The organism is Bacillus sp. UNC41MFS5 (genome assembly GCF_000686805.1).
This window is the reverse complement of the sequence record NZ_JMLP01000031.1, coordinates 13,192-34,391: the sequence shown is the minus strand read 5'-3', so window position 1 is coordinate 34,391 and position 21,200 is coordinate 13,192. Positions and strand designations below refer to the sequence as shown.

The 21,200-nt window shown below is 35.5% G+C and carries 20 protein-coding genes and 3 pseudogenes; 15 read left to right on the top strand and 8 right to left on the bottom strand.

Going from position 1 to position 21,200, the window contains the following annotated elements; genetic code table 11:
* Positions 1-292 precede the first annotated feature (292 nt).
* The 5 genes from BR30_RS37910 (at position 293) to BR30_RS0114635 (ending at position 4,027) form a co-directional block, all read left to right on the top strand.
* Positions 293-679, top strand: a complete 387-nt coding sequence (locus BR30_RS37910) for a hypothetical protein (protein ID WP_026565650.1) — start codon at positions 293-295, stop codon at positions 677-679.
* Positions 680-1,166: 487 nt separating this feature from the next.
* On the top strand, positions 1,167-1,589 hold the full coding sequence (yiaA, locus tag BR30_RS0114650; RefSeq protein ID WP_442852981.1) for an inner membrane protein YiaA: 423 nt from the start codon (positions 1,167-1,169) through the stop codon (positions 1,587-1,589).
* A 223-nt stretch (positions 1,590-1,812) separates the two neighbouring features.
* On the top strand, positions 1,813-2,379 hold the full coding sequence (locus BR30_RS0114645) for an MOSC domain-containing protein (RefSeq protein ID WP_035445590.1): 567 nt from the start codon (positions 1,813-1,815) through the stop codon (positions 2,377-2,379).
* Between the two features lie 400 nt (positions 2,380-2,779).
* Positions 2,780-3,364, top strand: coding sequence for a hypothetical protein (locus BR30_RS33575; protein ID WP_231507721.1), 585 nt, complete (start codon positions 2,780-2,782; stop codon positions 3,362-3,364).
* A gap of 312 nt (positions 3,365-3,676) precedes the next feature.
* Positions 3,677-4,027, top strand: coding sequence for a VOC family protein (locus BR30_RS0114635; protein ID WP_026565647.1), 351 nt, complete (start codon positions 3,677-3,679; stop codon positions 4,025-4,027).
* Between the two features lie 534 nt (positions 4,028-4,561).
* On the opposite strand, the gene BR30_RS0114630 is transcribed toward BR30_RS0114635, so the two are convergent.
* The 3 genes from BR30_RS0114630 to BR30_RS0114620 all read right to left on the bottom strand — a co-directional run bounded on the left by BR30_RS0114630 (position 4,562) and on the right by BR30_RS0114620 (position 7,228).
* Positions 4,562-4,768, bottom strand: a complete 207-nt coding sequence (locus BR30_RS0114630) for a DUF1657 domain-containing protein (protein WP_026565646.1) — start codon at positions 4,766-4,768, stop codon at positions 4,562-4,564.
* 1,373 nt (positions 4,769-6,141) lie between these two features.
* Complete coding sequence (locus tag BR30_RS0114625) at positions 6,142-6,615, bottom strand: hypothetical protein (RefSeq protein ID WP_026565645.1); 474 nt, start codon at positions 6,613-6,615, stop codon at positions 6,142-6,144.
* Positions 6,616-7,039: 424 nt separating this feature from the next.
* Entirely contained in the window at positions 7,040-7,228 is a 189-nt protein-coding gene (locus BR30_RS0114620) for a gamma-type small acid-soluble spore protein (protein WP_026565644.1), read from the bottom strand.
* A gap of 741 nt (positions 7,229-7,969) precedes the next feature.
* On the opposite strand from BR30_RS0114620, the gene BR30_RS33570 reads away from it, so the two are divergent.
* The 3 genes from BR30_RS33570 to BR30_RS33565 are packed head-to-tail and all read left to right on the top strand — an operon-like array spanning position 7,970 to position 9,954.
* Positions 7,970-8,932, top strand: coding sequence for a glycosyltransferase family 2 protein (locus tag BR30_RS33570; RefSeq protein WP_051633630.1), 963 nt, complete (start codon positions 7,970-7,972; stop codon positions 8,930-8,932).
* A 29-nt stretch (positions 8,933-8,961) separates the two neighbouring features.
* Positions 8,962-9,222, top strand: a complete 261-nt coding sequence (locus BR30_RS0114610; RefSeq protein WP_155928631.1) for a hypothetical protein — start codon at positions 8,962-8,964, stop codon at positions 9,220-9,222.
* Positions 9,223-9,276: 54 nt separating this feature from the next.
* Positions 9,277-9,954 (top strand): glycosyltransferase, encoded by a 678-nt coding sequence (locus tag BR30_RS33565; protein WP_051633629.1) that lies wholly within the window; start codon positions 9,277-9,279, stop codon positions 9,952-9,954.
* On the opposite strand, the pseudogene BR30_RS35965 reads toward BR30_RS33565, so the two are convergent.
* Positions 9,884-10,056 (bottom strand): annotated as a pseudogene (locus BR30_RS35965) (transposase); the annotation flags it as partial. The gene BR30_RS33565 and the pseudogene BR30_RS35965 overlap by 71 nt on opposite strands.
* Before the next feature lie 156 nt (positions 10,057-10,212).
* Positions 10,213-11,447, bottom strand: a pseudogene (locus BR30_RS35960) (IS110 family transposase).
* 289 nt (positions 11,448-11,736) lie between these two features.
* On the opposite strand from BR30_RS35960, the gene BR30_RS0114590 reads away from it, so the two are divergent.
* From BR30_RS0114590 to BR30_RS0114570, 4 genes are all read left to right on the top strand, one after another.
* Positions 11,737-12,051, top strand: a complete 315-nt coding sequence (locus tag BR30_RS0114590) for a hypothetical protein (RefSeq protein ID WP_026565641.1) — start codon at positions 11,737-11,739, stop codon at positions 12,049-12,051.
* 308 nt (positions 12,052-12,359) lie between these two features.
* On the top strand, positions 12,360-14,675 hold the full coding sequence (locus BR30_RS0114585; protein ID WP_026565640.1) for a xanthine dehydrogenase family protein molybdopterin-binding subunit: 2,316 nt from the start codon (positions 12,360-12,362) through the stop codon (positions 14,673-14,675).
* Positions 14,676-14,974: 299 nt separating this feature from the next.
* The gene (locus BR30_RS0114575; protein ID WP_026565639.1) at positions 14,975-15,433 is read left to right on the top strand and encodes an SMI1/KNR4 family protein; all 459 of its coding nucleotides are present in this window, start codon (positions 14,975-14,977) and stop codon (positions 15,431-15,433) included.
* A gap of 209 nt (positions 15,434-15,642) precedes the next feature.
* The gene (locus BR30_RS0114570) at positions 15,643-15,981 is read left to right on the top strand and encodes a DUF1157 domain-containing protein (RefSeq protein WP_026565638.1); all 339 of its coding nucleotides are present in this window, start codon (positions 15,643-15,645) and stop codon (positions 15,979-15,981) included.
* Between the two features lie 1,018 nt (positions 15,982-16,999).
* Here the strand turns inward: BR30_RS0114570 and BR30_RS35955 are convergent.
* Complete coding sequence (locus tag BR30_RS35955; RefSeq protein ID WP_269320614.1) at positions 17,000-17,080, bottom strand: YjcZ family sporulation protein; 81 nt, start codon at positions 17,078-17,080, stop codon at positions 17,000-17,002.
* Positions 17,081-17,166: 86 nt separating this feature from the next.
* Positions 17,167-17,298, bottom strand: coding sequence for a sporulation protein YjcZ (yjcZ, locus tag BR30_RS35950; RefSeq protein ID WP_081825463.1), 132 nt, complete (start codon positions 17,296-17,298; stop codon positions 17,167-17,169).
* Positions 17,299-17,794: 496 nt separating this feature from the next.
* Here yjcZ and BR30_RS0114545 point away from each other — a divergent pair, with 496 nt between their 5' ends.
* Both BR30_RS0114545 and BR30_RS33555 read left to right on the top strand, forming a co-directional pair.
* Positions 17,795-18,010 carry a hypothetical protein gene (locus BR30_RS0114545; RefSeq protein ID WP_026565636.1) on the top strand — a complete coding sequence of 72 codons (216 nt, stop codon included), beginning with the start codon at positions 17,795-17,797 and terminating at the stop codon, positions 18,008-18,010.
* Between the two features lie 453 nt (positions 18,011-18,463).
* Positions 18,464-18,931, top strand: coding sequence for a hypothetical protein (locus tag BR30_RS33555; protein WP_035445587.1), 468 nt, complete (start codon positions 18,464-18,466; stop codon positions 18,929-18,931).
* Between the two features lie 425 nt (positions 18,932-19,356).
* On the opposite strand, the pseudogene BR30_RS35945 reads toward BR30_RS33555, so the two are convergent.
* A pseudogene (locus BR30_RS35945) lies at positions 19,357-19,966 on the bottom strand (IS110 family transposase); the annotation flags it as partial.
* A gap of 738 nt (positions 19,967-20,704) precedes the next feature.
* On the opposite strand from BR30_RS35945, the gene BR30_RS36750 reads away from it, so the two are divergent.
* The gene (locus BR30_RS36750; RefSeq protein ID WP_155928627.1) at positions 20,705-20,842 is read left to right on the top strand and encodes a hypothetical protein; all 138 of its coding nucleotides are present in this window, start codon (positions 20,705-20,707) and stop codon (positions 20,840-20,842) included.
* Positions 20,843-21,200 lie beyond the last annotated feature (358 nt).

Genomic DNA, 21,200 nt, shown 5'->3' with positions numbered 1-21,200 from the left:
TTTTTAGAAACTAATCCTTTTGAAATCATTTTCTTCACTTCATAATAAAATTGAATCAAAAAATCACTTGGTAATTTTTCATACAAAGACATTTTCAAAACACCTACTATTCCTACTGCTTTAATAGGAATAATGTCAATTAAAACTGAAATTGAAAAGAGTTTTTCACCAGATTCATAAATTTGTCATTTTTTACAGATACGTTTGACAATACTGCTTTAATCTTGTTGATCTAACGAAGCAGCTTAGTTAAAGAAGGATAAAAATAGATGGAAGTAGAAAATTTATTTAGGTGATTAATAATGAGATTAAAACATTTTCTTTTATATTCAGAAAACGACGATGGGGTTGCAGATGTAAAAACAAATTTTTCTTATCAATCAAGATGTATACGACCCTTTACGAAAAATGTTTTTCAAAATTCAATACCGAAAATATTAAGCAAATCAACATCTTCTGTGTTAATGGCTCCCCAACTCCTTCTTTAACAATAATAGATGGGTTCTGTGATGTGGAGATTGGTTATGATGTAAATGGATTTTTTAAACTAGAGGACCAAGAGAAAAAAGAGGTAATATTGGATATTTTGAAGCAAGGCATAGATAAGGTGATAAAATTAAATAACTGGGAAAGCAGACCATTCGATGATGCCTATAACTGTGTGAAAAAAGCAAGTTAAAAAACGAATATGTTTGGAAAAAACCAAAGAGTAGCCCCATCGTAACCATAAAGCTGAAGTTTTTATAAACCACAACCTTTATTTATGCGAAATATATTTGGTGGTCAAGGATAAGAACGGTAATGAAATAGTTAAAAAACTTGTCTCATCAACTAAACCAGATGAGATTATTTTCAGTCGATTGGGGAATTGAATTGGTTATCAAATTATGAGGTTGCTTTATTTAATAGACCGAAATCCAAATATGTTTCCGTTCACCTAAAAGAGGTCTTTTTCAACTAACGGGTGCTTGAGTTCAATAATATTCGGCTGCTAAGGTAGCCTTTTTTTGTTGTTCCACTAACGAAGCAGGATAGTTTAGCAAGTCGTGAATTCGGAATCTTAATTGGAAATTAAGAATATATTAGATAAAAAGATGGAGGTGAAACATTCAATATCTAATGATAATGAGGTTTTATTAGAAAAAGGTAAACAAAATGACTCAAAAATGAAAGTAAAAAGGAAAGAGGGAGAACCGACTCCAGCATTCCAAGGGGCTTCTTGGGCAGCGCTGTTAGTAGGTGTTACTGCCTATCTTATAGGTTTGTATAACGCAACGATGCAACTGAATGAAAAAGGGTATTACTTTGCAATTTTAGTATTCGGACTCTTTTCAGCGGTATCTTTACAAAAAACAGTAAGAGATAAGAATGAAGGAATACCAGTTACTAATATTTATTATGGAATTAGTTGGATTGCACTTATTGTATCTATTTCATTAATGGGCATCGGTTTGTACAATGCAAGAAGTATTGTTTTAAGCGAAAAGGGATTTTATGGTATGGCATTTGTTCTTAGTTTATTTGCAGCCATAACGGTTCAGAAGAATATTAGAGATGTACAGAGGGCAAGAACAAGAGCAAGAGATTGACTAAAAGTATTACTCCATCAAGGGTAATACTCTTTTCTTATTGAATGATTTTTAAAGTTTGTGAAGGTTTGCACTTATACTAACGGGTGCTTTTAACAAAGAGTCGTAGCTGCGGCTCTTTTTGTTGTTCCACTGACTGGGCAGGTTAGTAGAAGAAGGAATAATTAAACCTTTATTGAATATGAAACAGGGAGTTTAAAAAAAGGAAGGCTGTGAGGATTGAATGTTTGATGAAAAAAAAGAGAGTTCAATTTTAGGAACAGTCATAGCGGTTAGTATAAGTAAGAAGCATACGTTTAGTAAAGAAAATCAAGAGATTATAAGATTAGTGAAGGGTTTAGGAGTAGAAGGCGATGCACACTTTGGTTCAACGGTTAAACATCGCTCGAGAGTGGCACAAAATCCAAACCAACCGAACCTAAGACAAGTGCATTTAATTCACAATGAGTTATTCGAAGAGTTAGCAGACTGTTTTATAATTAAACCTGGACAAATGGGTGAAAATATTACAACTGTCGGAATAAATCTTCTTGAATTCCCTACTAACACGATATTATCAATAGGTGAGTCTGCAATTATTAAAGTAACAGGTTTACGGAATCCTTGTGCTCAAATTGATAATTTTAAACCTGGTCTTTTAAAGGCTGTTTTGGATAAGGAGTCAGACGGAAATCTAATAAGAAAAGCAGGAATAATGGGAGTTATATTGCAGAGTGGAGAAGTGAAACCAGGTGATAATATCCGTGTTGAATTACCTCAAAGACCATTTAAAAAGCTTGAACGTGTTTAAACAAGCTCGGTCGTATTTGCACCTTAGTGAAATGAATCTTGTTTGTGAATAAATGTACTTAAATTATTGGGTGCTTGAGTTTAACAAAGAGTCGTAGCTGCGGCTCTTTTTCTTGTTGCATTACATGGAAGGTTAGTGCAACAGAGATGCACCATTCAATTATTTTTATGTGTTTTGTTTAGATGTTAATCTTTTGCAAATCAAACAAGGGATAATAAACGGAAATAAATAAATAAATAAATAAATAAAAACACCGACATTTTATGGTAAAATTTCCTATAATGGAGAATTGGAGTTTTTTCCATTTTAGATTGAATTTGAAAAAGGAGGGTTCAAGATATGTCGCAAACCATCATTCCTAGAGCTGCTGTGCGGGGGGGCAGCTTCCGGAGTTATCTTCATGGCATTTTTCGGTACTATGTGGGCGGGAATTGGAATTAAAGGACTGCAGGGCTGGGGATTTCTCTGGCTTTTGATCTTATCCCTGTTAATTGGTGTTATTCTGCTTATCGGTGGAATAGTAGTGATAATAAATTCAAGAGAGTTATCAAATGAGATGATAAAAGGTGATTCCCATCATTGGAAGCGAAAGAATATATGGTTCGGTATTATTTTCGGTTTAGAAGGCGTGTTGATTGCCGCCACCGCCGCAATTTGTGGGTATACCAATCACTTGGATTTGTTTGTCCCTTTGATGGCTCTTATTGTAGGTGCTCATTTCTTTCCTCTAGCGCACCTTTTTCAGGTTAAGATCCATTATATTTCGGGTACTCTCCTCTGTCTGCTTTCGGCAATCACACTGCTAACTTTGCCTGTGAGAGTTACCTGGGAGAATCATCAAATTATGGTATGGTGGACATCTATCGGTTTTGGCTCTGCCCTAATATTGTGGGGGACCGGGGTGGCAGTTTGGCTTACAGGCCATAGACTGCTGAATGAGGCTCGGAATGGATCCAAAGAAGCTGAGGGATCATTCAGGTTTTAATTCAGCCTTTTAGATAAAGAAATTATAATTATCGCTAAATAGTTATGTAAAATAGGCAGATAAAAAAATGTGCTTTTCTTATCAAGCAATCGGGCGCTTTCTTTGAACAAGGATAAGCGCTTATTTTTCATTCTAGGGCCATATTGCTGAAAAACACCCAGGGGAAATTTGGATATTTATGAAAACGTAGAGATTGTGTAGGAATACACTTAAAGTAACGAAGCAGTTTAGTACAATAAGAAAAGGGAAAAAGAGACCTATCGACGAATTGATAAAATTAGTAATTCAATGTCATATTTATTGGAGGTATTTATGAATCCTATACTAAATCAAATCGGGACAGTTTTTATTCCTGTACGTAATATTGAAGAGGCACGTAATTGGTATTGTGACATACTTGGTTTAGCAGCAGAAGGCGAAATATTATTTGGTCATTTGTTTATAGTACCTATGAATGGAACAGGGATTGTATTAGATAGCAAGATTTTTTCAGTTGAAAATATATTCAAAGTCCCACTATTTCATTTCAATACTAATAATATAGAAAATGCTTATGAGTTTATGAGGGAAAAGAATGTAGAAATAACAACAGGAATAGAGCATAACCAATGGTTTAATTTTAAAGACCCTGATGGCAATCATTTGATGGTGTGTAAGTGTTAAAACCTTCTTAAGCTACCATGAAATTAAGTTTCTTCAACATTAGAAAAATGACAATACTTAAGAAGACCCTGCTCAATCGTTAAAAAAAAGAGGAGAGCGATAATTAATAAGTCTATGGATTAGGGTTAACTGGATTAAGGTTAGTAACAGTATTGACACTTCCTAACCATTTTCATTCTTTGTGGTGCAGCGACGATTTTTCCGCTGCATGTATGGCTAACGGGTGCTTTACTTCAACAACGAAGTAAGGCATTTTTTATTAAAGTAATGGAGCAGGTTAGTGGAACAAGAAAGGTGAAAATCCATCTCTCATTTATGCCGCAATTGACCCATATTGTGCAATAAAATTGATTTTTTTTGATGTATTTTTGTTAAAAACTTATGGAACAGAATAAATGTTGTTCTAAAAAACAAAACCATCCTAGAAAGGATGGTTTAGGAAAATGGACATGAATTTTTTATATAACATCATATTCCGACCGCCAGAAAATGTATCTGGGATATCTTATCATATTTGATAAAGACGCTTACACTTTATTGCTGATTGTACTGAGGTTCTTCCCCTTGAATTTCTTGAAGACGAGGTTGAAGGCTGTCAAGTACGGATTTTGTTTGTTGTGCGGCTTGTTGATAAAGTTGCTTTGCATTCTGGTTATCGGTTGCTAAAGCAAAAGTTTCAAAGCTTGCTTGTGCACTTTTTAAACTTGCTAAAGCGGTTTGAACATCTTTTCCAACTGTCATTTTTTAAACCCTCTTTTCATTGAAGTACTATGCGAATATTTTTGTCTACTCGACTTACTTAATATGCTCATAAATTTGAAATTTACATTGCTTGAATAGAACAAAGCGTCAGGTTAGTAAAAGAGAATGTACGTGTTCAACTACCATGAAATTAAGTTTCTTCAACATTAGAAAAATGACAATACTTAAGAAGACCCTGCTCAATCATAAAAAAAGAGGAGAGCGATAATTAATAAGTCTATGAATTAGGGTTGACTGGATTAAGGTCAGTAACAGTATTGACACTTCCTAACCATTTTCATTCTCTGTGGTGCAGCACTGATTTTGTGCTGCATGGATGGCTAACGGGTGCTTGAGTTGTGCGAAATGTTTCTGGCTTAAATTGAGATTGGTTACAATACTCAGGTAAAGGTCAGACAGTTCCTGTCGGAACTGAAGGATTATATCGAAGAATCAAATGATGGAGTAACGCCCTGAAGGGTTCTCTCTTAGTCGAATAGCACTGGATTTAGTAAGAATGGTAGTGTTATAAGCTCGGCGAAAAGGCGTGAGAAACTACCGTAGCAGTTCGGCTGCCGAAATCCTACTCGAAGGAGTGGTGTAGTTCATGATGCATGAGTTGAAAGAATATGGTGAGAATGCAAATAAACCTACAAGAAAAGGGTAAGCTGACGAACTTCTGAATGTACGGGTCTACAAGCACAATACATGGAAATGTGTATATCGCCACAGCGTGAGGTTAGCAGTGGATGAGTAAAAATAACTCATATGAAAGTCCATGATATGTTACAGGCATATGAACGGCTAACAGGCTTAATGGAAGCACCTAAGTTCATTCTATAATAGATATAATTCAACATTGTAAGCTGATAACGTGGAGGGCTTACTCCCGACGAAGCGTTGAAAAGAAAAGCGATAATGATAATAGTTGCCGTATAACTTTTCTTTATATCAGTGAAAGTAGTGGCACAGTACCGATGAAATGTCTAATCAACATGGAGGGATAGCCACAAGACTATTGAAGATTCCTTTAATCATGCAAGGCAATTCTTTATCGGTTAAAGGTTCTCGTATGACTAAAAGAGGTTCACCTCCCACGGGAGGCACCGACTTATTGAAACGGAAGAAATGAAACACATTAAATATCACAATACTAAACAGTGTTATGGTTAAAGTGGATTGGTATAGTTGGAACGCCGTATGCGGTGAAAGCTGCTTGTACGGTGTAGACGGGGGGAAAAGGGAGCGATAACTTCAAAACCTTACCTATCTGTATTAACAAGGGGTTGCTGTGGCAACTTCTTTTTTTAATGAACTAACGAAGCAGGTTAGTGAAAAAAACTTTTGTAAACTAAATAAAAACAGCCGATAAATTATCGACTCTTAACATCTCCTGCAAATGGAGGAGCATCTATACCATCTTCAAGTGCAAGTCGTGCGGCTTTTACCTGGAATCTAATTAAAAGCAGTTGCTCAGTGATGTCAGGATCAGCACTTAATAGTATAGCTGTGTGAATATATCTGATAGCATCATTGGTTCTATCTAATGCCAGCAATGCTCGGTTGTCTGATAGTTTAATTCTTATAGGATCATTAGGATAAATTGGGTTAAGTGGAAGTATAGGGTCAGTTGTCCATTGTATATTTAAAGGGGGAGCTTGAATAGTATTAAAAGCATCAGTTAGACTATCCATGGCATCGTGATATAATTGTGGTTTGATTGGATTGGATGGTAAACCAAAACCTTCAAGTTGTTGAATTATCAGTTTTGCACTATTAGCAAATCGAATGGCTTGTACCGTTAAAGCCAAGACAATTCTTACTGTTGCAACTAAGTTTGTTGACAATATTTTCACTCTTTTCTAATGATATCTTAATAGTTTATGCATTTAAGACAAGCCCGTAAAGGACGGTCGTTTAAATTTTGTGTAGAATTTTACGATTAAAACTTAATTTCATATTCAGAAAAGCATTGGCTATAACATACAAAACTTCTTATTGAACTACTTGGTTGCAAAAGTTGAAGATTCCGTGACTTAATATTGTAATTTTCTTCTTGTTCAACAGTCAGGTTAGATGATCAACAATATCATAAAATAGAAGACCAAGCTGATTTTTCAGTTCTTAATTTTTTAAAAAGTTTGTGAAGAAATTGCTCAATCGAAGGTTTAGTTTGAAAATAAGAATGTTTGTAAATTGCTTTACCTCAAAAAAAGTTCATAAAAAGACACCCCCTACCGAGCGATAAGAGGTGTTTTATAAAGTCACAAATTAAGAGTTTTGGTTATTATTTTGCTGGGATTGTTGGTTTTGACGACTTACCTCTTGTGCATTTGTTTCGCTAGCAAATTCTGTTCCGAATTGACCAGCTCTAGCTTGTCCACCTTGAGCATTTTGTTGTCTAACCTGTTGGGCGTTAGTCCCAGCTTGAGTTTTGTTTGGTTGTTGATTATTAGCCATAATAAATCACCTCCACGACAATAATATGTCCTGAACATAATTTTATTATCCAAAAAAGTTTTAAATTGCTTTACAGCATTTTTCACTTCACTATGAGTGGCTTTAGCAAAATAACTGAGGAACTATTTTTGAAGCTTACTCTTGTTTTTCAATATTCCGCAATCTGGCGCTTTTCTTTTATAAGAAGGCGCTTTGTATAGAGCAACACATTTAAGGGATTGGAGTTTATTAATGTGTAAAAAAAGATTGTGAAGGATTCTACTTAAACTAAAGGGTGCTTGAGTAACAAAGAGTCGAATCTGCGGCTCTTTTTTTCTTGTTCCACTAACGAAGCAGGTTAGTTTATGAAGGAATTGATATTACCGTAGCATTTGACTCAAAGGGCGACATAAAAGTTAATTAAAGAGGGTTCTAAAATAATTTTTAGAACCCCTCTAGTTGTGATTATTAGTATCCTCAACACATGAAGGATGCCCCAACAATGATTAAAGGATGAATAGAACAACAATCAAAGAAAAATGTGCCCATTCCGCCACCTTGGTAGCCTATCAATCATCACCACCTTTATTACACATCTATAAAAGAGCTTACGGGCTCTTTTTTCTTGTAATATTTGAATTCACCAATTAACTAAAAAAGTGCATTTAATCTTTTAAAATAGGTAGTAGTTTAGTCAGTTATAAATGTCACTCATATTCTATAAAGACCATTTGGACAGGTTTATTGAAAGGAAGTGAAAACATGCGTTATGTAAAACATCAATCTACTGCGAATAAAAAGATCTCCAATAATGAAACGAACGATGATAATGAAGTAAGTATTATAATACCTTCCCGAAATAAGTATCCGTTAAATTTATTTACCCTTTATTCACTTGAAAATCAATCCTTTAACGTTAAGAAGATGGAAGTAATTTTTATTAATGATGCATCTACTGATGAAACAGAAGAAAAATTAAAAAACTATCATCCTCCCTATATTTTTAATTATATACACAGCACACAAAAACTCGGAAGAGCCAGGGTTAGAAATTTAGGTATCGAATCAGCAAGCGGCAGGATTCTTATTTTCCTTGATGCTGAAATGATTACTGAACCTGAGTTTGTACAAAATCACTATAACTATCACCATTTAACCGATAATCTGATTGTGACAGGCACGATGCATTCAAAAGCTCTATATTCTTGTATTTTCCCCGAATTTTCCGACCAATTCACGAATAAAATCGAAAAGTTAACAAAAGAGAATCACCAAATATATAAGAGATTCAAAAATTCTAAACATCCTATCGAAACCCCATATCCACTGATTAATAAAGACGATATAGTACAGGGGCACTTCAAAGATATATCGTATAGTGCGTACCTATGGTTCGAAGAAATAATTAGTAATTACAATGAAAAGTTAGAAGGGTTCATGTTTCCATGGATGGCATTTCTAACAGGGAATATCTCTATCAAAAAGGAGCTTATCACCCAGGCAGGATTGTTTGATGAAGAATTTTTTAATTACGGTTATGAAGATTGGGAATTAGGATACAGGTTATATAAAATGGGCGTCAAATACGTAGTGAGTAATAAAATGCCCACATACCACCAAGAACATCCTGTCGAGGAAAGAAAGTGGAAAGAGGCGGTTGGAAACTTCGGCTTATTCACAATAAAACATCATGATGTCGATGTCTTAATTTTGGCATTGCATTAGAACTGGCTAGGATGACAGATTTGAACACGATGAATAACATCTTAAAGGAGTATAAATCGCTTCTAAAATCTAATCCAGAGCAATTTCAAGTTTTCTCGGAAAAATTTATCTATATCCTAGAAACGATTATTCTGATGCTAGAAGTCGATATACGACATTTTAATATAATAGGTGCGGCAGGATTTAGTTCAGAAGCAAAAAAAGAGTTACAAAGAGATATGCAACAAATACAAAAACTTGAAAGGTTTCCGAACCTAACAAAATTTTTAGCAACTGTTATCAATTCATAAGAGAGGGGTGAAAAAATGGTCTCTATTATTACTTGTACCATAAGAGATGAATGTATGGATAATGTTTTTAAGAATTATCAACAGCAAACATGGTGGGAAAAAGAATTAATTATTATATTGAATAAAGATACCATGGACATTGATAAATGGATTAAGAAGGCAAAGAAATATCCGAATGTTCGGGTTTATCAACTGCATGAAAAGGCTGCTTTAGGTGATTGTTTAAATTTTGGGGTCTTGAACTCAAATTATGATATTATAGCCAAATTTGACGATGATGATTATTACGGACCTGATTATATTGCAAATGCAATGTCCGTCTTTGAGGATCCTAATATCTCCATTGTTGGAAAAAGCTCTATTTATATATACTTCAAAAATAAAAAGGCTTTAATTCATGTTCCAGGAATCGAAAATTCAATGTCCGATACAGTAGCTGGTGCAACTTTGATGTTTAGAAAAAATGTGTTTTATAATATCCGTTTTGAAAAAGTAAATCGTGCGGAGGATTACTTTTTTATCGATCAATGCAAAAAAGAAGGCTTTAGCATCTATTCAACAGATCGTTATGATTTTGCTGCTATTCGACAAGACTCAGCAAACCATACTTGGAAGATTTCAGACGAGGATTTGATGGGGTGGGGGGGCTTGGTTGAATATACTAAGAATTTTCAATCATTGGTTCAAAAAAGAAAACTACTTTACACATTAAATTCATGGCAGCAAAAGTAAGCATCGCTTGCATGGAAAATTTTTTTTTAGGTTTCTAAAGGGTGTCCAACGCATACCATGCTTTTCTTTTGCATCCGGAAAGACACGTTCAAGAGTTTCTTGTGAAATAATCTACTTAAACTAAACCAGCTAATAGTTTGTCAATATTTTTCAATAAAAATCCTAAAAATCACATGATATACTAAAAATAAGCATGCCTAATAACCTTCCTAACCTAAACTTTTGGAGGGTTTTGTATTGTTTGGTTTTATTTTTTATTTAAGCTATATATTGGAAAGTGGAGTTGCTTTTTAAAAGTGCATATATCCACTGTAAAAGTTTATTTGCACAAGTTATTACAGCTACTTTATATGGCTTTCCTTCTTCGCGTTTCTTATCATAAAACTCCCGTAATCGCTTATTTCGGGGGATGAGTGTATCTGTCGTTTTCTTTTTGCGACAATCACGAATGGCACATTTAACAGCCATAAACAAGGCATGCAGTAACCTACGGGACCCTCTTTTAGTGATTCTGTTGACGGTTCCCTTGAATCTACCAGATTCAAATATACTTGGATCAATTCCGGCAAACGCTACGAGCTTTTAAGGGTGATTAAACCGATCAATCTCACCGATTTCAGAAATAATCGTTGCCGCGATTTTTTCTCCGATACCTGGGATTGATTGGATAATCTTATATTCTTTGATTTCTTTTGCTAAAGCATCTATCTCCTCCTCAAACGTAGATAGGTGCTTTTGGTATTCTAAAAGCATTTTAATGTACATTTCCAGGGTTAAAATATGGCTTTGATATAAGGTTTCCTGAAAAGGATTCCTTTCTGCTGCAGCTATTAGTTTCTGTGCTTTTGTTTCAGCCCACTTATAAGAACGACTTTTACATAACTCATTGATTTTAGCTGCTAAAGTTCCTTCGCCAGCTACAAGTACATCGTTAGATGTACGGTACACCGACAAAGTTTGTAAAGAAACAATAGAATATAGGTCCCCAAAACACCTCTAAATTCAGGAAAAACCTGATCAAGGATTGCTTGGAATTGTAGTTTAGTTTGAACAACAATACCTGTTAGGTTATCGTGTTGTCTTGTCAAATTACGTAGGTTTAAAAGTTGAATCCCTCGTTTTTTATAGGGCTCTAAGTCCTCCTTATAGTACAGCTCGCAGAGATGATTAGCATCGATAATATCTGTTTTTACTTTGCGTAAACTCGAGCTCTTTGCACGATAAGAGATTAATGGATTAACAATGATTAATAAATAATTTCTGTCCTCAAAAAACTGAACTACGGGTGTATGATAATGCCCTTTAGCTTCGAGTACAATTGGAGGTTTAACCCTAGTTAAACTCTCAATTTCTCTAAGAAATTGGTATAATTCATCTAGTCCTTCAAGGGTATGAGCTACTTTAAAACTACTTTTGTATGGCTTTTTCTTTTCCAAGTAAGCTTGAACCTGACTTTCACCTTTAGCTATATCCAGACCAACGACTGGATTCATTTTTAAATCTCCTCCTCCAATAATTAAATTCACCGGTACCCCTAATCCTTCTTGCAGTATCATAGCTTCGCTTGTTATACGAGATCTATGTCCCAACCAGCCTCAAACATGTTTCTACAAGTAGGGGGCGAACTGTTTAGTTGACGGGATCCAAGCCCCACGGGTGCTTACGTTCTACCCCGGCTACCGATATCATAAAACGATATAAAAAATGTTCAACCAGAAATATCTGGCTGAACTTCTAATACGAAGGGTGCTTGAGTTCAATAACGGTTAAGGAGGTTGTCTATTGAAAGAAAAATGCAATAAACACATATGGATCGAAGCAGAGGAGTGGGCAGAAGGTCAATGGAATTTTGTGGATTGCAATACTGATGTCAAAGTTACTTTCACTAACCGTTCTGTCTGGATTGCAAGTTTTTTTACATATGAAAATATCCAAACATTAACAGAAAAGAATAAAAAAACAGGTGAAGAGATGAGTGGGGCATATTTTTGGTCAAGTGATATGGTTCTGATTGACGTTGCAAGTCGAGAAAGAATATTGGCTGTTATTGACTACCTTTTAGAAAGTGATCAGTTTGAGACTGTTTTTACTCGATAACCAGATGTGGAACAGGATGAAGAACACTTATATCCAGTAGATTTTTTTGATTGAAGACTTACTTCATTTGATACTCCTTTCATTAATTTTCATTTAACATGAGCTTCTGTTAAGGATGATGATCGCTGCGGCGGTCATTTTTTCTTGTTGTACTAACGGAGCAGTTTACTTGAATAAGCACAATTTTTTTGTAGTGGAAATCATTAACCATATGGTTTATTTCTACGTAGATGTATTTATCTTTATTTACACGAATATTAATTTACTGGGAAAGGTTTCATGAAAACCGACGGTTAGGAGGGATGTACTTGGATGTAATTGGAAAAGGGGTCATTCGTAAAGACGCTTGGGATAAAGTAACAGGAGACGCGAAATACACAGATGATTACCAATCAGTCGGGATGCTTTCTTGTACAAAGGTCATCAGTCCATATGGACACGCTAGGATCACTGAGATTGACACGACAGAAGCACTAAAAATACCAGGAGTTAGGGCGATTATCGCAGGAGAACATTTTCCACTTACAGGTGAGACCATTCGCGACCGTCCGCCAATTGCTGTTGATAAGGTCCGTTACCACGGAGAACCAGTTGCATTAGTTGTCGCTGATACTCCTTCACAAGCAAAGAAAGCAGCTAACTTGGTTAAGGTCTCTTATGAATTATTACCTGTAGTAAATTCACCTACACAGGCGTTCCAAAAGAATGCTCCCCTCGTCCATGAGAGGTTAGGCGAATATAAAAATGGGAAAGATTCACGCCCGGTTCCGGGAACAAACATTGCAGCACTTACTAAAATTCGCAAGGGCAATATGGAAAAAGGATGGTCTGAGAGTGAGGTAACAGTAGAAGCAAGCTATTCCTTTGGCCCTTCAGATCATGCCGCAATGGAAACAAGGTGTTCAACTTGTGAGATTTCACGAGAAGGAACAATCAATATAATGACCTCATCTCAAGCACCTTATATGGTCAAAACACTGATATCTGAATACTTTGGTGAAGATATAGGGAAAATTGTTGTTCACACGCCGTTTGTTGGAGGAGGCTACGGTGGAAAAGCAGCCGTTCAGCTTGAAATACTTGCGTACTTAGCATCGAAGGCTGTTGGTGGCCGACCCGTAAAGGTTTTTAATACGCGTGAAGAGGATATCATTACATCTCCATGTCACATTGGTTTGGATGCAACAGTTAAAATTGGGGCTGACCGTAAAGGGAAAATTAAAGTTATGGAAATCCTTTATTTGTGGGATGGGGGTGCTTATTCGGATAAAGCAATTGATGTAACGAGATCTGGGGCAGTCGATTGCACAGGACCCTACAATGTGGAGAATTTATGGTGTGATTCATACTGTATGTATACCAATCATCCGTATGCCTCCCCATACAGAGGATTTTCTCATTCCGAGCTTTCCTTTGTGATTGAAAGAACAATGGACTTACTCTCACAAAAACTACAGAAGGATCCGCTAGAACTTCGTAATATAAATGCAATTAGGCCAGGAAATACAACACCGACAAGGGTTCCTTTAAATAAAAGCAATTTAGGGGACTTACCACATTGTATTGAGAAAGTAAAACATTTAATTAAATGGGAAGAAGGGCCGATTAAAGAGATAAATGAACGTTTTGTTAGAGTAAAAGGCGTAAGCTGCAGTTGGAAAACGTCAACGATTGATGCCAACGCTCCCTCCGGTGTTACTTTAACTTTTAATCGAGATGGTAGTATCAATTTAATGTCAGGCCTTATCGAAATTGGAACTGGAACTAAAACTGTGCTTGCTCAAATTCTCGCCGAGAGACTTAAAATGGATGTGGATAAAATTCATGTCAGAATGGAAGTTGATACTCAGACAATGCCAGAACATTGGAAGACCGTTGCCAGCAGGGGAACATTTATGGCAGGCAGGGCCACCTTAAATGCCGCAGAAGATGTGATTAAGCAATTAAAAGAAGTGGCCTCAAGTGTACTAAGAGCACCGAAAGAAGATTTGGAAGTGGCAAATAGTCGGGTGTTTTTGAGGGATGATCCATCCATTGGTCTCCATTTTAAAGATATTGGTTATGGGTATAAGTATCCAAATGGTAACGCTATTGGTGGTCAAATCATTGGCAGAGGGAATTATATTTTACGTCATATAACGAAATTGGATCCCGAAACTGGAGCCGGGAAGCCTGGTCCGGAGTGGTCTGTTGCGGCTTATGGAGTAGAGGTAGAATTCGATCGTAAAGATTATACTTATCGACTGGTTAATGCTGCTGCGGTGGTGGATGCCGGCAGGGTGTTGAATGAAAAAACAGCATTAGGTCAGGTTATGGGGGCAATGAGCATGGGGCTAGCATTCGCTGGGAGAGAAACATTTTATTTTGATGATTTAGGGAGGGTTTTGAATGCGCAGCTTCGGACGTATCGTCCACTTCGCTATGGAGAGAATCCTAATTACTTGGTTGGATTTGTTGAAAATCCACAGATTGATGCACCATACGGAGCTCGTGGAATAGGAGAACTAGGTTTAATGGGAATGCCTGGGGCACTCGGGAATGCATTGTCCATAGCAGCTGGTGTTTCGCTTCATAATCTTCCCTTAATTCCAGAATTGATTTGGAAAGCAAAGGAGAAGCAATAAAGTCTATCCGATGGGAAGGAGTGCAGTTCCATTTGAAGGTCGTCATATATGAGGCCTTCCTTTTTCTTAAGCTGACAAATGATCCGATTTATTGGATTGCCAATAAAAAATTTAATCATGAATAAAAACTTAGAGTTGATAAATAGCTCTATCTTTTTTTGCATTTTATTTACGTTTGAATCAGGCAGATATAACCAAAATTTTTGTGGAACAAAATCTTTTTCAACAAACGAAGCAGTTTAGTTGAAAAAGGAATGGTGTTAAAATAATTAATAATGGATTGGTATGGAGGAGAATAAATGTCGATAAATAAAGCACTAGAAATTATAGAAGATAATCAAGAAGAAGCTGATTTTATAGGTGAAATCGATGAACAAACAATTATTGATGCTGAAAATAAATTAAAGGTGAAATTTCCTAAAAGTTATAGGACATTTTTAAAGAAATATGGTTTGGGAGATATTTTTGGACAAGAAATTTATGGTCTAGGAACAGATGAAACAGGAATCCCGAATATGATTTGGATTACCAAAGAGTTAAGAGAAACAGAAGGTTTACCTAATAATCTAATTTGCTTTTATTTCGCTGATGATGGCGAGTATTTTTGCCTAGATTGCTCCAAAGTACAAAGTAATAATGATGACAATGCACCTGTTGTTTCGTTTATCAGTGGACTTCCAATAAAGGAACAATCATTTGAAATGATTGCAGAGAACTTTGGAGACTTTTTATCAGAGTTATTAAATAATTCTCTATAGGATTAACGGCTGATGATTACATAGCTTTATTCAAAAGTGCTTTGCTTTAACAGGGAAGCAAGGCATTTTTCTTATTCAAGTAACGGGTGCAAGAGTTTAAGATCAAGCTGCCAACTTGGCAGCTATTTTTTTTTGAAGTAACGAAGCAGTTTAGTTGAACAAGAACATGATAAAAATATAGCTAAAATGATTGATGAAGGATGTTGAAAATGGATATAGGATTATTTAGAAAAGCATTAGAGAAAATTGATAAACACAATCTTATAAAAGTTGACTTTAGTTCAAGCACAAATAAATTTTTGAAAGATTATCAAATTCCCGAAGATGTAATTTCTTTTTTAAAAGAGTTTTCTTTTAGAGAAAACATAAAATTTAAGCATGTTTATTTTAATAATGTAAATGAAATGCCCGAAAACAATCTTTATGAAGAACACAAACGTTGTATTGATAATGGTTTGTTTATAATTGGTTCTGGACTTAATGGAGATCCGATTGTAATCGATTTAAATACAAGAAACATAGGTTATGTTTTTCACGATGAGTTATAGGAGGATGAAGATGTAGATCCGAGAGAAATTTACATTAGCCTCGAATGTTCTATTCAACAATTTTATTATAATTCTGTTACCATTGATGATTATCCAGTTGATGGTTATGAAGCTGAAAGTTTTATGGAAAATCAAAGTTAAATGATATTTACTTGTTCAACTCCCATGAAAATAAAAAATGAAATAATGGCATGAAAAAATAGACCCAGAAAAACCAGTTTTTAAAAAAAGGCTGAGCCTCTTGAAGAATGAGTATAAGGTTAGCTGGCAAAACGAAATAGTAATACCTTTCTATTTAAAATAAAATCAGGAAAGCTAGCGCAACAACCAGAAAAAGGATTAATCTCCCATAAGTGCTACCCCTAAATGGGCGCGACAGTCGGTGGTACACCGTGGTCGTTGGAGTCAGACTAACGGATGGGCTCAAAGGCACCATAGTTCAAAGACCTTCTTCGCCAGCATTAAAACAGTATAGACTGCCTGATCCATTTTCATTCTCTGTGGTGAAGCGCCGGTTATTGCGCGTCATGGATGGCTAACGGGTGTTTTTCTTGAAGAACCAGCAGCTAATTTTAGCAGCTTTTTTGATCGACTAAAGGAGCAGGTTAGTGAAAGGAGGGATTTTTTTAATAAAAGCTGTGTTAAATATTAATGTTGATAATTACTCAAAACAAAAAGGACCTATTTAGGTCCTACAATAGCCTTCTTCCACCAGCTTCTTAGCTCAATAAGAACAGCTGCCTATGATGAAGCACGTTTTTACCCGTAGGCTTCTGAAAAGACTGTTTAAATCATTTGCTTAATTAGAATCTGCGTCTTCTTCTTCTTTCTCTTTCGAAGTCAAAAGGGAAAAAGGGGAAAAATAAGAATTCAAAGGGTAAAAATCGTCTTCTTCTAAAGTCGTCACGAAAAAATCGATCTCTTCGATCAAATGGCATTTGCTTCATCCTCCATTCATTTCAGAAGTCTCTATAACAAAGGGATAGATTAACTTAACCTGCCCTTTGTTCCGTACAATTTAGTAGCCGCTCATAAACGAAGTCCCGACAATGATAAGCAGAATGAACAATACAACGATTAACGCAAAAGCACTTCCCATTCCATCACCCATGTATAACGCCTCCAACTATTCTTATTTAAATTTACTTTACTCAGCCAAAATCCATCTATTTGGTTTATCAAACATTAGCAAAAACTAGCAAGTACGATGATTAACAGAATGAACAATACAACGACTAATACAAAAGTACTGCCGCCATAGCCACCGCCGTAGCCATATCCGCCGCCATATCCGTAACCGCCACATAAGCCCCACATATCATTTCACCTCCTGTTGGAATATCTGAAGGAAAAAACTCTCACTATGTATATATATTTCTTAAGACAAGGAGGGATTGGACAATTGTCATAAGGGATAAGACAAAATATGCGTTTTACTTAAACAATTTCTAAAAATAAAAAAGCGTCTGCAATACATGCAAACGCCTTTTCTGAGGTAATTATATATGTCTGGCTGACTTAATAATAACATATGCACTCAGAATAAAGCTGAATGGGACAAGTGCTGATTATTAAAGCCAAGCCCCTAAAAAGGGCTTTTTTATTTTTATTTTTTGTACGCACAGGTACATACGAAGAAATAGTAAATAAAACCCACGATATAAAAAGCATTAACACAAGTACAATGAGGGTTATGACTATACAGCAAATAAAATAACAGCCAAGAAGACACTTACAATTAGGCAAATATCTATTCCTCTTTAAAAATGGACACATACACTATTTTTGAAACAATTTGAGGAGGGGATATTAAATGGAAAGAGATTTCTTTGGAAGCGGTATGGGTTATGGAGGTTATCCTGGTTATGGAATGGGTTATGGTGGTCACCCATTCCATCATGGATATGGTGGTCACCCATTCCATCATGGATATGGTGGCTATCCATTCCATCATGGTTATGGTGGCTATCCATTCCATCATGGATATAGCGGCTATCCATTTCATCATGGATATGGTGGCTGCTGTTAGAGATTGTTCTTACTAGACTCTTTAATTAATATTAGTTAATTTTGCACATGACGTTATTTTAAAAATAAACATTTGTCTTATCGGGGAATTTTTCCACTTATCCTGCTATTTATGTTGGGAAAAACCGTTTTAACAAATGCACCAGTAGTGCAAAAAGGCGATATGGTATTGGATGTGGAGATCAAGGTAAACGCACAAAATAGGTGCTAAATGGGTTAAACAGGCTAATCAATAATATGAAAAAAGAGCAAATGGGATTAGCCTGATTGCTCTTTTTAAGATTCCCAACTGCATTTTTATTGAACTGACTGTTGTTTTAACGAAAAACCAGTGCTGTCTAAGTGGCAGCTTTTTCTTATTATGCTAACGTGGCAGGATAGTTAAATAAAAAAATCATATTACCTAACCAGAAATGGCATACTACATTAAAGCTCACAGAAGGGACATAAAAAAATGGTTAAGGTAGTAATTTGGTCTTTATTTATTATCCCGTGGATTTCATTGTTCTTTTTAAATGGTTCGGCAATTCGAAGATATATGCCTGTTGCTCTATTTGCCACAGTGCTAAACACAATATTGGCTCAAATGGCTTGGTCATATAACTGGTGGAAATTTAAAGAGACTCTTTTTACATGGGACAAATTAGCACCATTATTTACTGTTTATGGTGTTTTTTTGGTGGGGACTATATGGATATTTTATTTTTCATTTCGTAAATTTTGGATTTATATAATTGTTAATTTAATTATTGACCTCTTGTATGGGATGGGTCTTACTAAAATGTTAAACAAGCTAGAGATAAGAGAAACTGGTAGTTTCTCTCCTTTAAAAAATCTTTTAGCAATGACAATTTTAGCCGTCATTCTATATCTTTATCAGTTATGGCAGGAAGAAATCTTTGAAAAGGAAAATGTTAAGTAAAATTCATTCGAAACCTATTATAAAATAGAACTTTTGTTCAACTTACGGAAGCAAGAGTTTAAGTTTGGGACTGCTGTGGCAATCCCTTTTCTTGTTGTAATAACGTGGCAGAATAATTGAATATGAAGTAGTAAAGAATTAAAAAATGAAAATTTGAGATAATATCTCGTAATGACAAAAATGAGATGTGAGGACAATATTTCAAATTGTTGTAGCAATCTTAAGTTTACTATCCTCATGGAAATGGGGAGACTGGAGAAACTTCAAAATATATTACCCTACCTTGGCGTATGTTACAGTTGGAAATCTTATATATAAAATAAATGCTTTATTGAATTTCCACCTTTGGAAAGTAAAAGATGGTGGTTTACTTAGTCATGAAACAACATACTTTATATATCTCTTACTAATTATGATTCCTGCAATTTTTGTCCAGATGTGCGTCTATACAGTGCACCGAGATAGTTTTTTGACCCTCTTACTGATTGAGCTGCTTCTGTTAATGCGGATCTTAAATACTTATTTCCCTTTTTTGATCTGCTAGATTTCCTTTTACCTGCGCTTTCATTGTGTCCAGGAACCAAGGCTGCCCATGAACACAAATGTGCGGCAGTCGGGAATTGGTTTCCAACGTTCGTACCAATTTCGATAGCGTACAAGTTCCCGCAATTCTCGTTGATTCCGATCAGGAATGAAGCTTGCTTTCAGTAGTCCATCGAAGAAGTTGGGCTATCCATTCGGCATCTTTAACATCCGTTTTGCGTCCCGGAAGTACCTTCATGTGTTGGGCATTTACAACTAAAAACTCTATTCCTTCGGACTCAATAAGTTAACAATAGGTTTCCAATAAACACTCGTACTTTCCATAGCTACATGAGTACAATTATTCTCCTTAATCCAGTCCAATAACTTTAATAGAAAAACTGTTTTAGTAGAAAATGTTTGAACCTCCTTTCCTTCTGAAGTCATAATACAAGCAGTGATATTGTCCTTATGGACATCCAAACCACATGCACTTTCAATGATTACATCCATTGAAATCTTCCTTTCTAGGCTTGAAAATTGGAGGCTGGTGCAACAATCAGAATTAGGATTAATCTACCATGAGTGCTTCCCGTAAGGGAGCGACAGTTTGTGGTGCACCGTGGTCGTTGGAGTCAGACTAACGGATGGGCTCTAAGGCACCATAGTTTATCGACCTTCCTCTCCCAGCCTTAGAAGCAGTATGGACGGATTCAATACATTTTCATTCTTTGTGGTGAAGCGCCGATTTTGCGCTTCATGGATGGCTAACGGGTAGCTTTAGTTTAAAAACAGCGACAAGTGAAATTAAACTTGTCGCTGTTTTTATTACATATGAATAATATCTTTACAGCTTTTTACCAAAACTACATTAGCATTCTAATCGCATACTATTTAGCAAGTACCATAATTTAAATTATGATTAGTGTTAACAATATGGTTTTTATACCCGCTATTTATATCCAAAAAGGTGAAGAAACCTTGTTATATCAATAAAAAAAGCGGTGCAATTTCTTATGAGAAATGCACTGCTTTAATACGTGTTTTTATAGGTGCGGGTACTCCAAAAGAGAACGGCTTAGTCTTAAAGAGGCTGCTTTTTTGTTGTGAAGAAAAATACGTTTGAATGGAAAAAATCTAATTTAAATAAATGAAAAACAATAGCAATTTGAAAAAAATTCATGCACATATTTAAAACATACAGCATATAGTAACTTCTGTGAGAAATTTTTCTAGGAAGGAAGTAGGACAATGAATAACATTCAATTCAAAACATCAAGGGAACAAGACTGCAAAAATGGAGGGAATGGATATAAAATTGTTGAGATCAAGGTCTCGGATCCAAGTGAAAATTTATTCGCGGTAGTTACGCATATTAAAAAACAATAAGAGAGAATCTCTATTTAGTTGAACGGTCCTTTTTTAATATACATAGAATGCTGGTTTTCATGACAAGTCACTATGATATTTAAAAAAAGTGAAAAGAAATTCAGATGCAGAGATTCAGCAGCAAGTGTCATATTCAACAATCGATAAGATGAGATCACTAGATAAGAATATATTTTCTCCAACCTCTTGCAATAAAAAGGCTAAGAAGCAAATTTACTAAGGCTTTATGGAAAATTAATTTAGTAGCTACCTGGAAAGTAATCAAAAAGAGACAAAACGAGACAGTTGTTTCGTTTTGTCTCTTTTTTTGTACCTGAATTTTCGTTAAGGCATTGAGAATATGTCTTCCGTTTTTTGG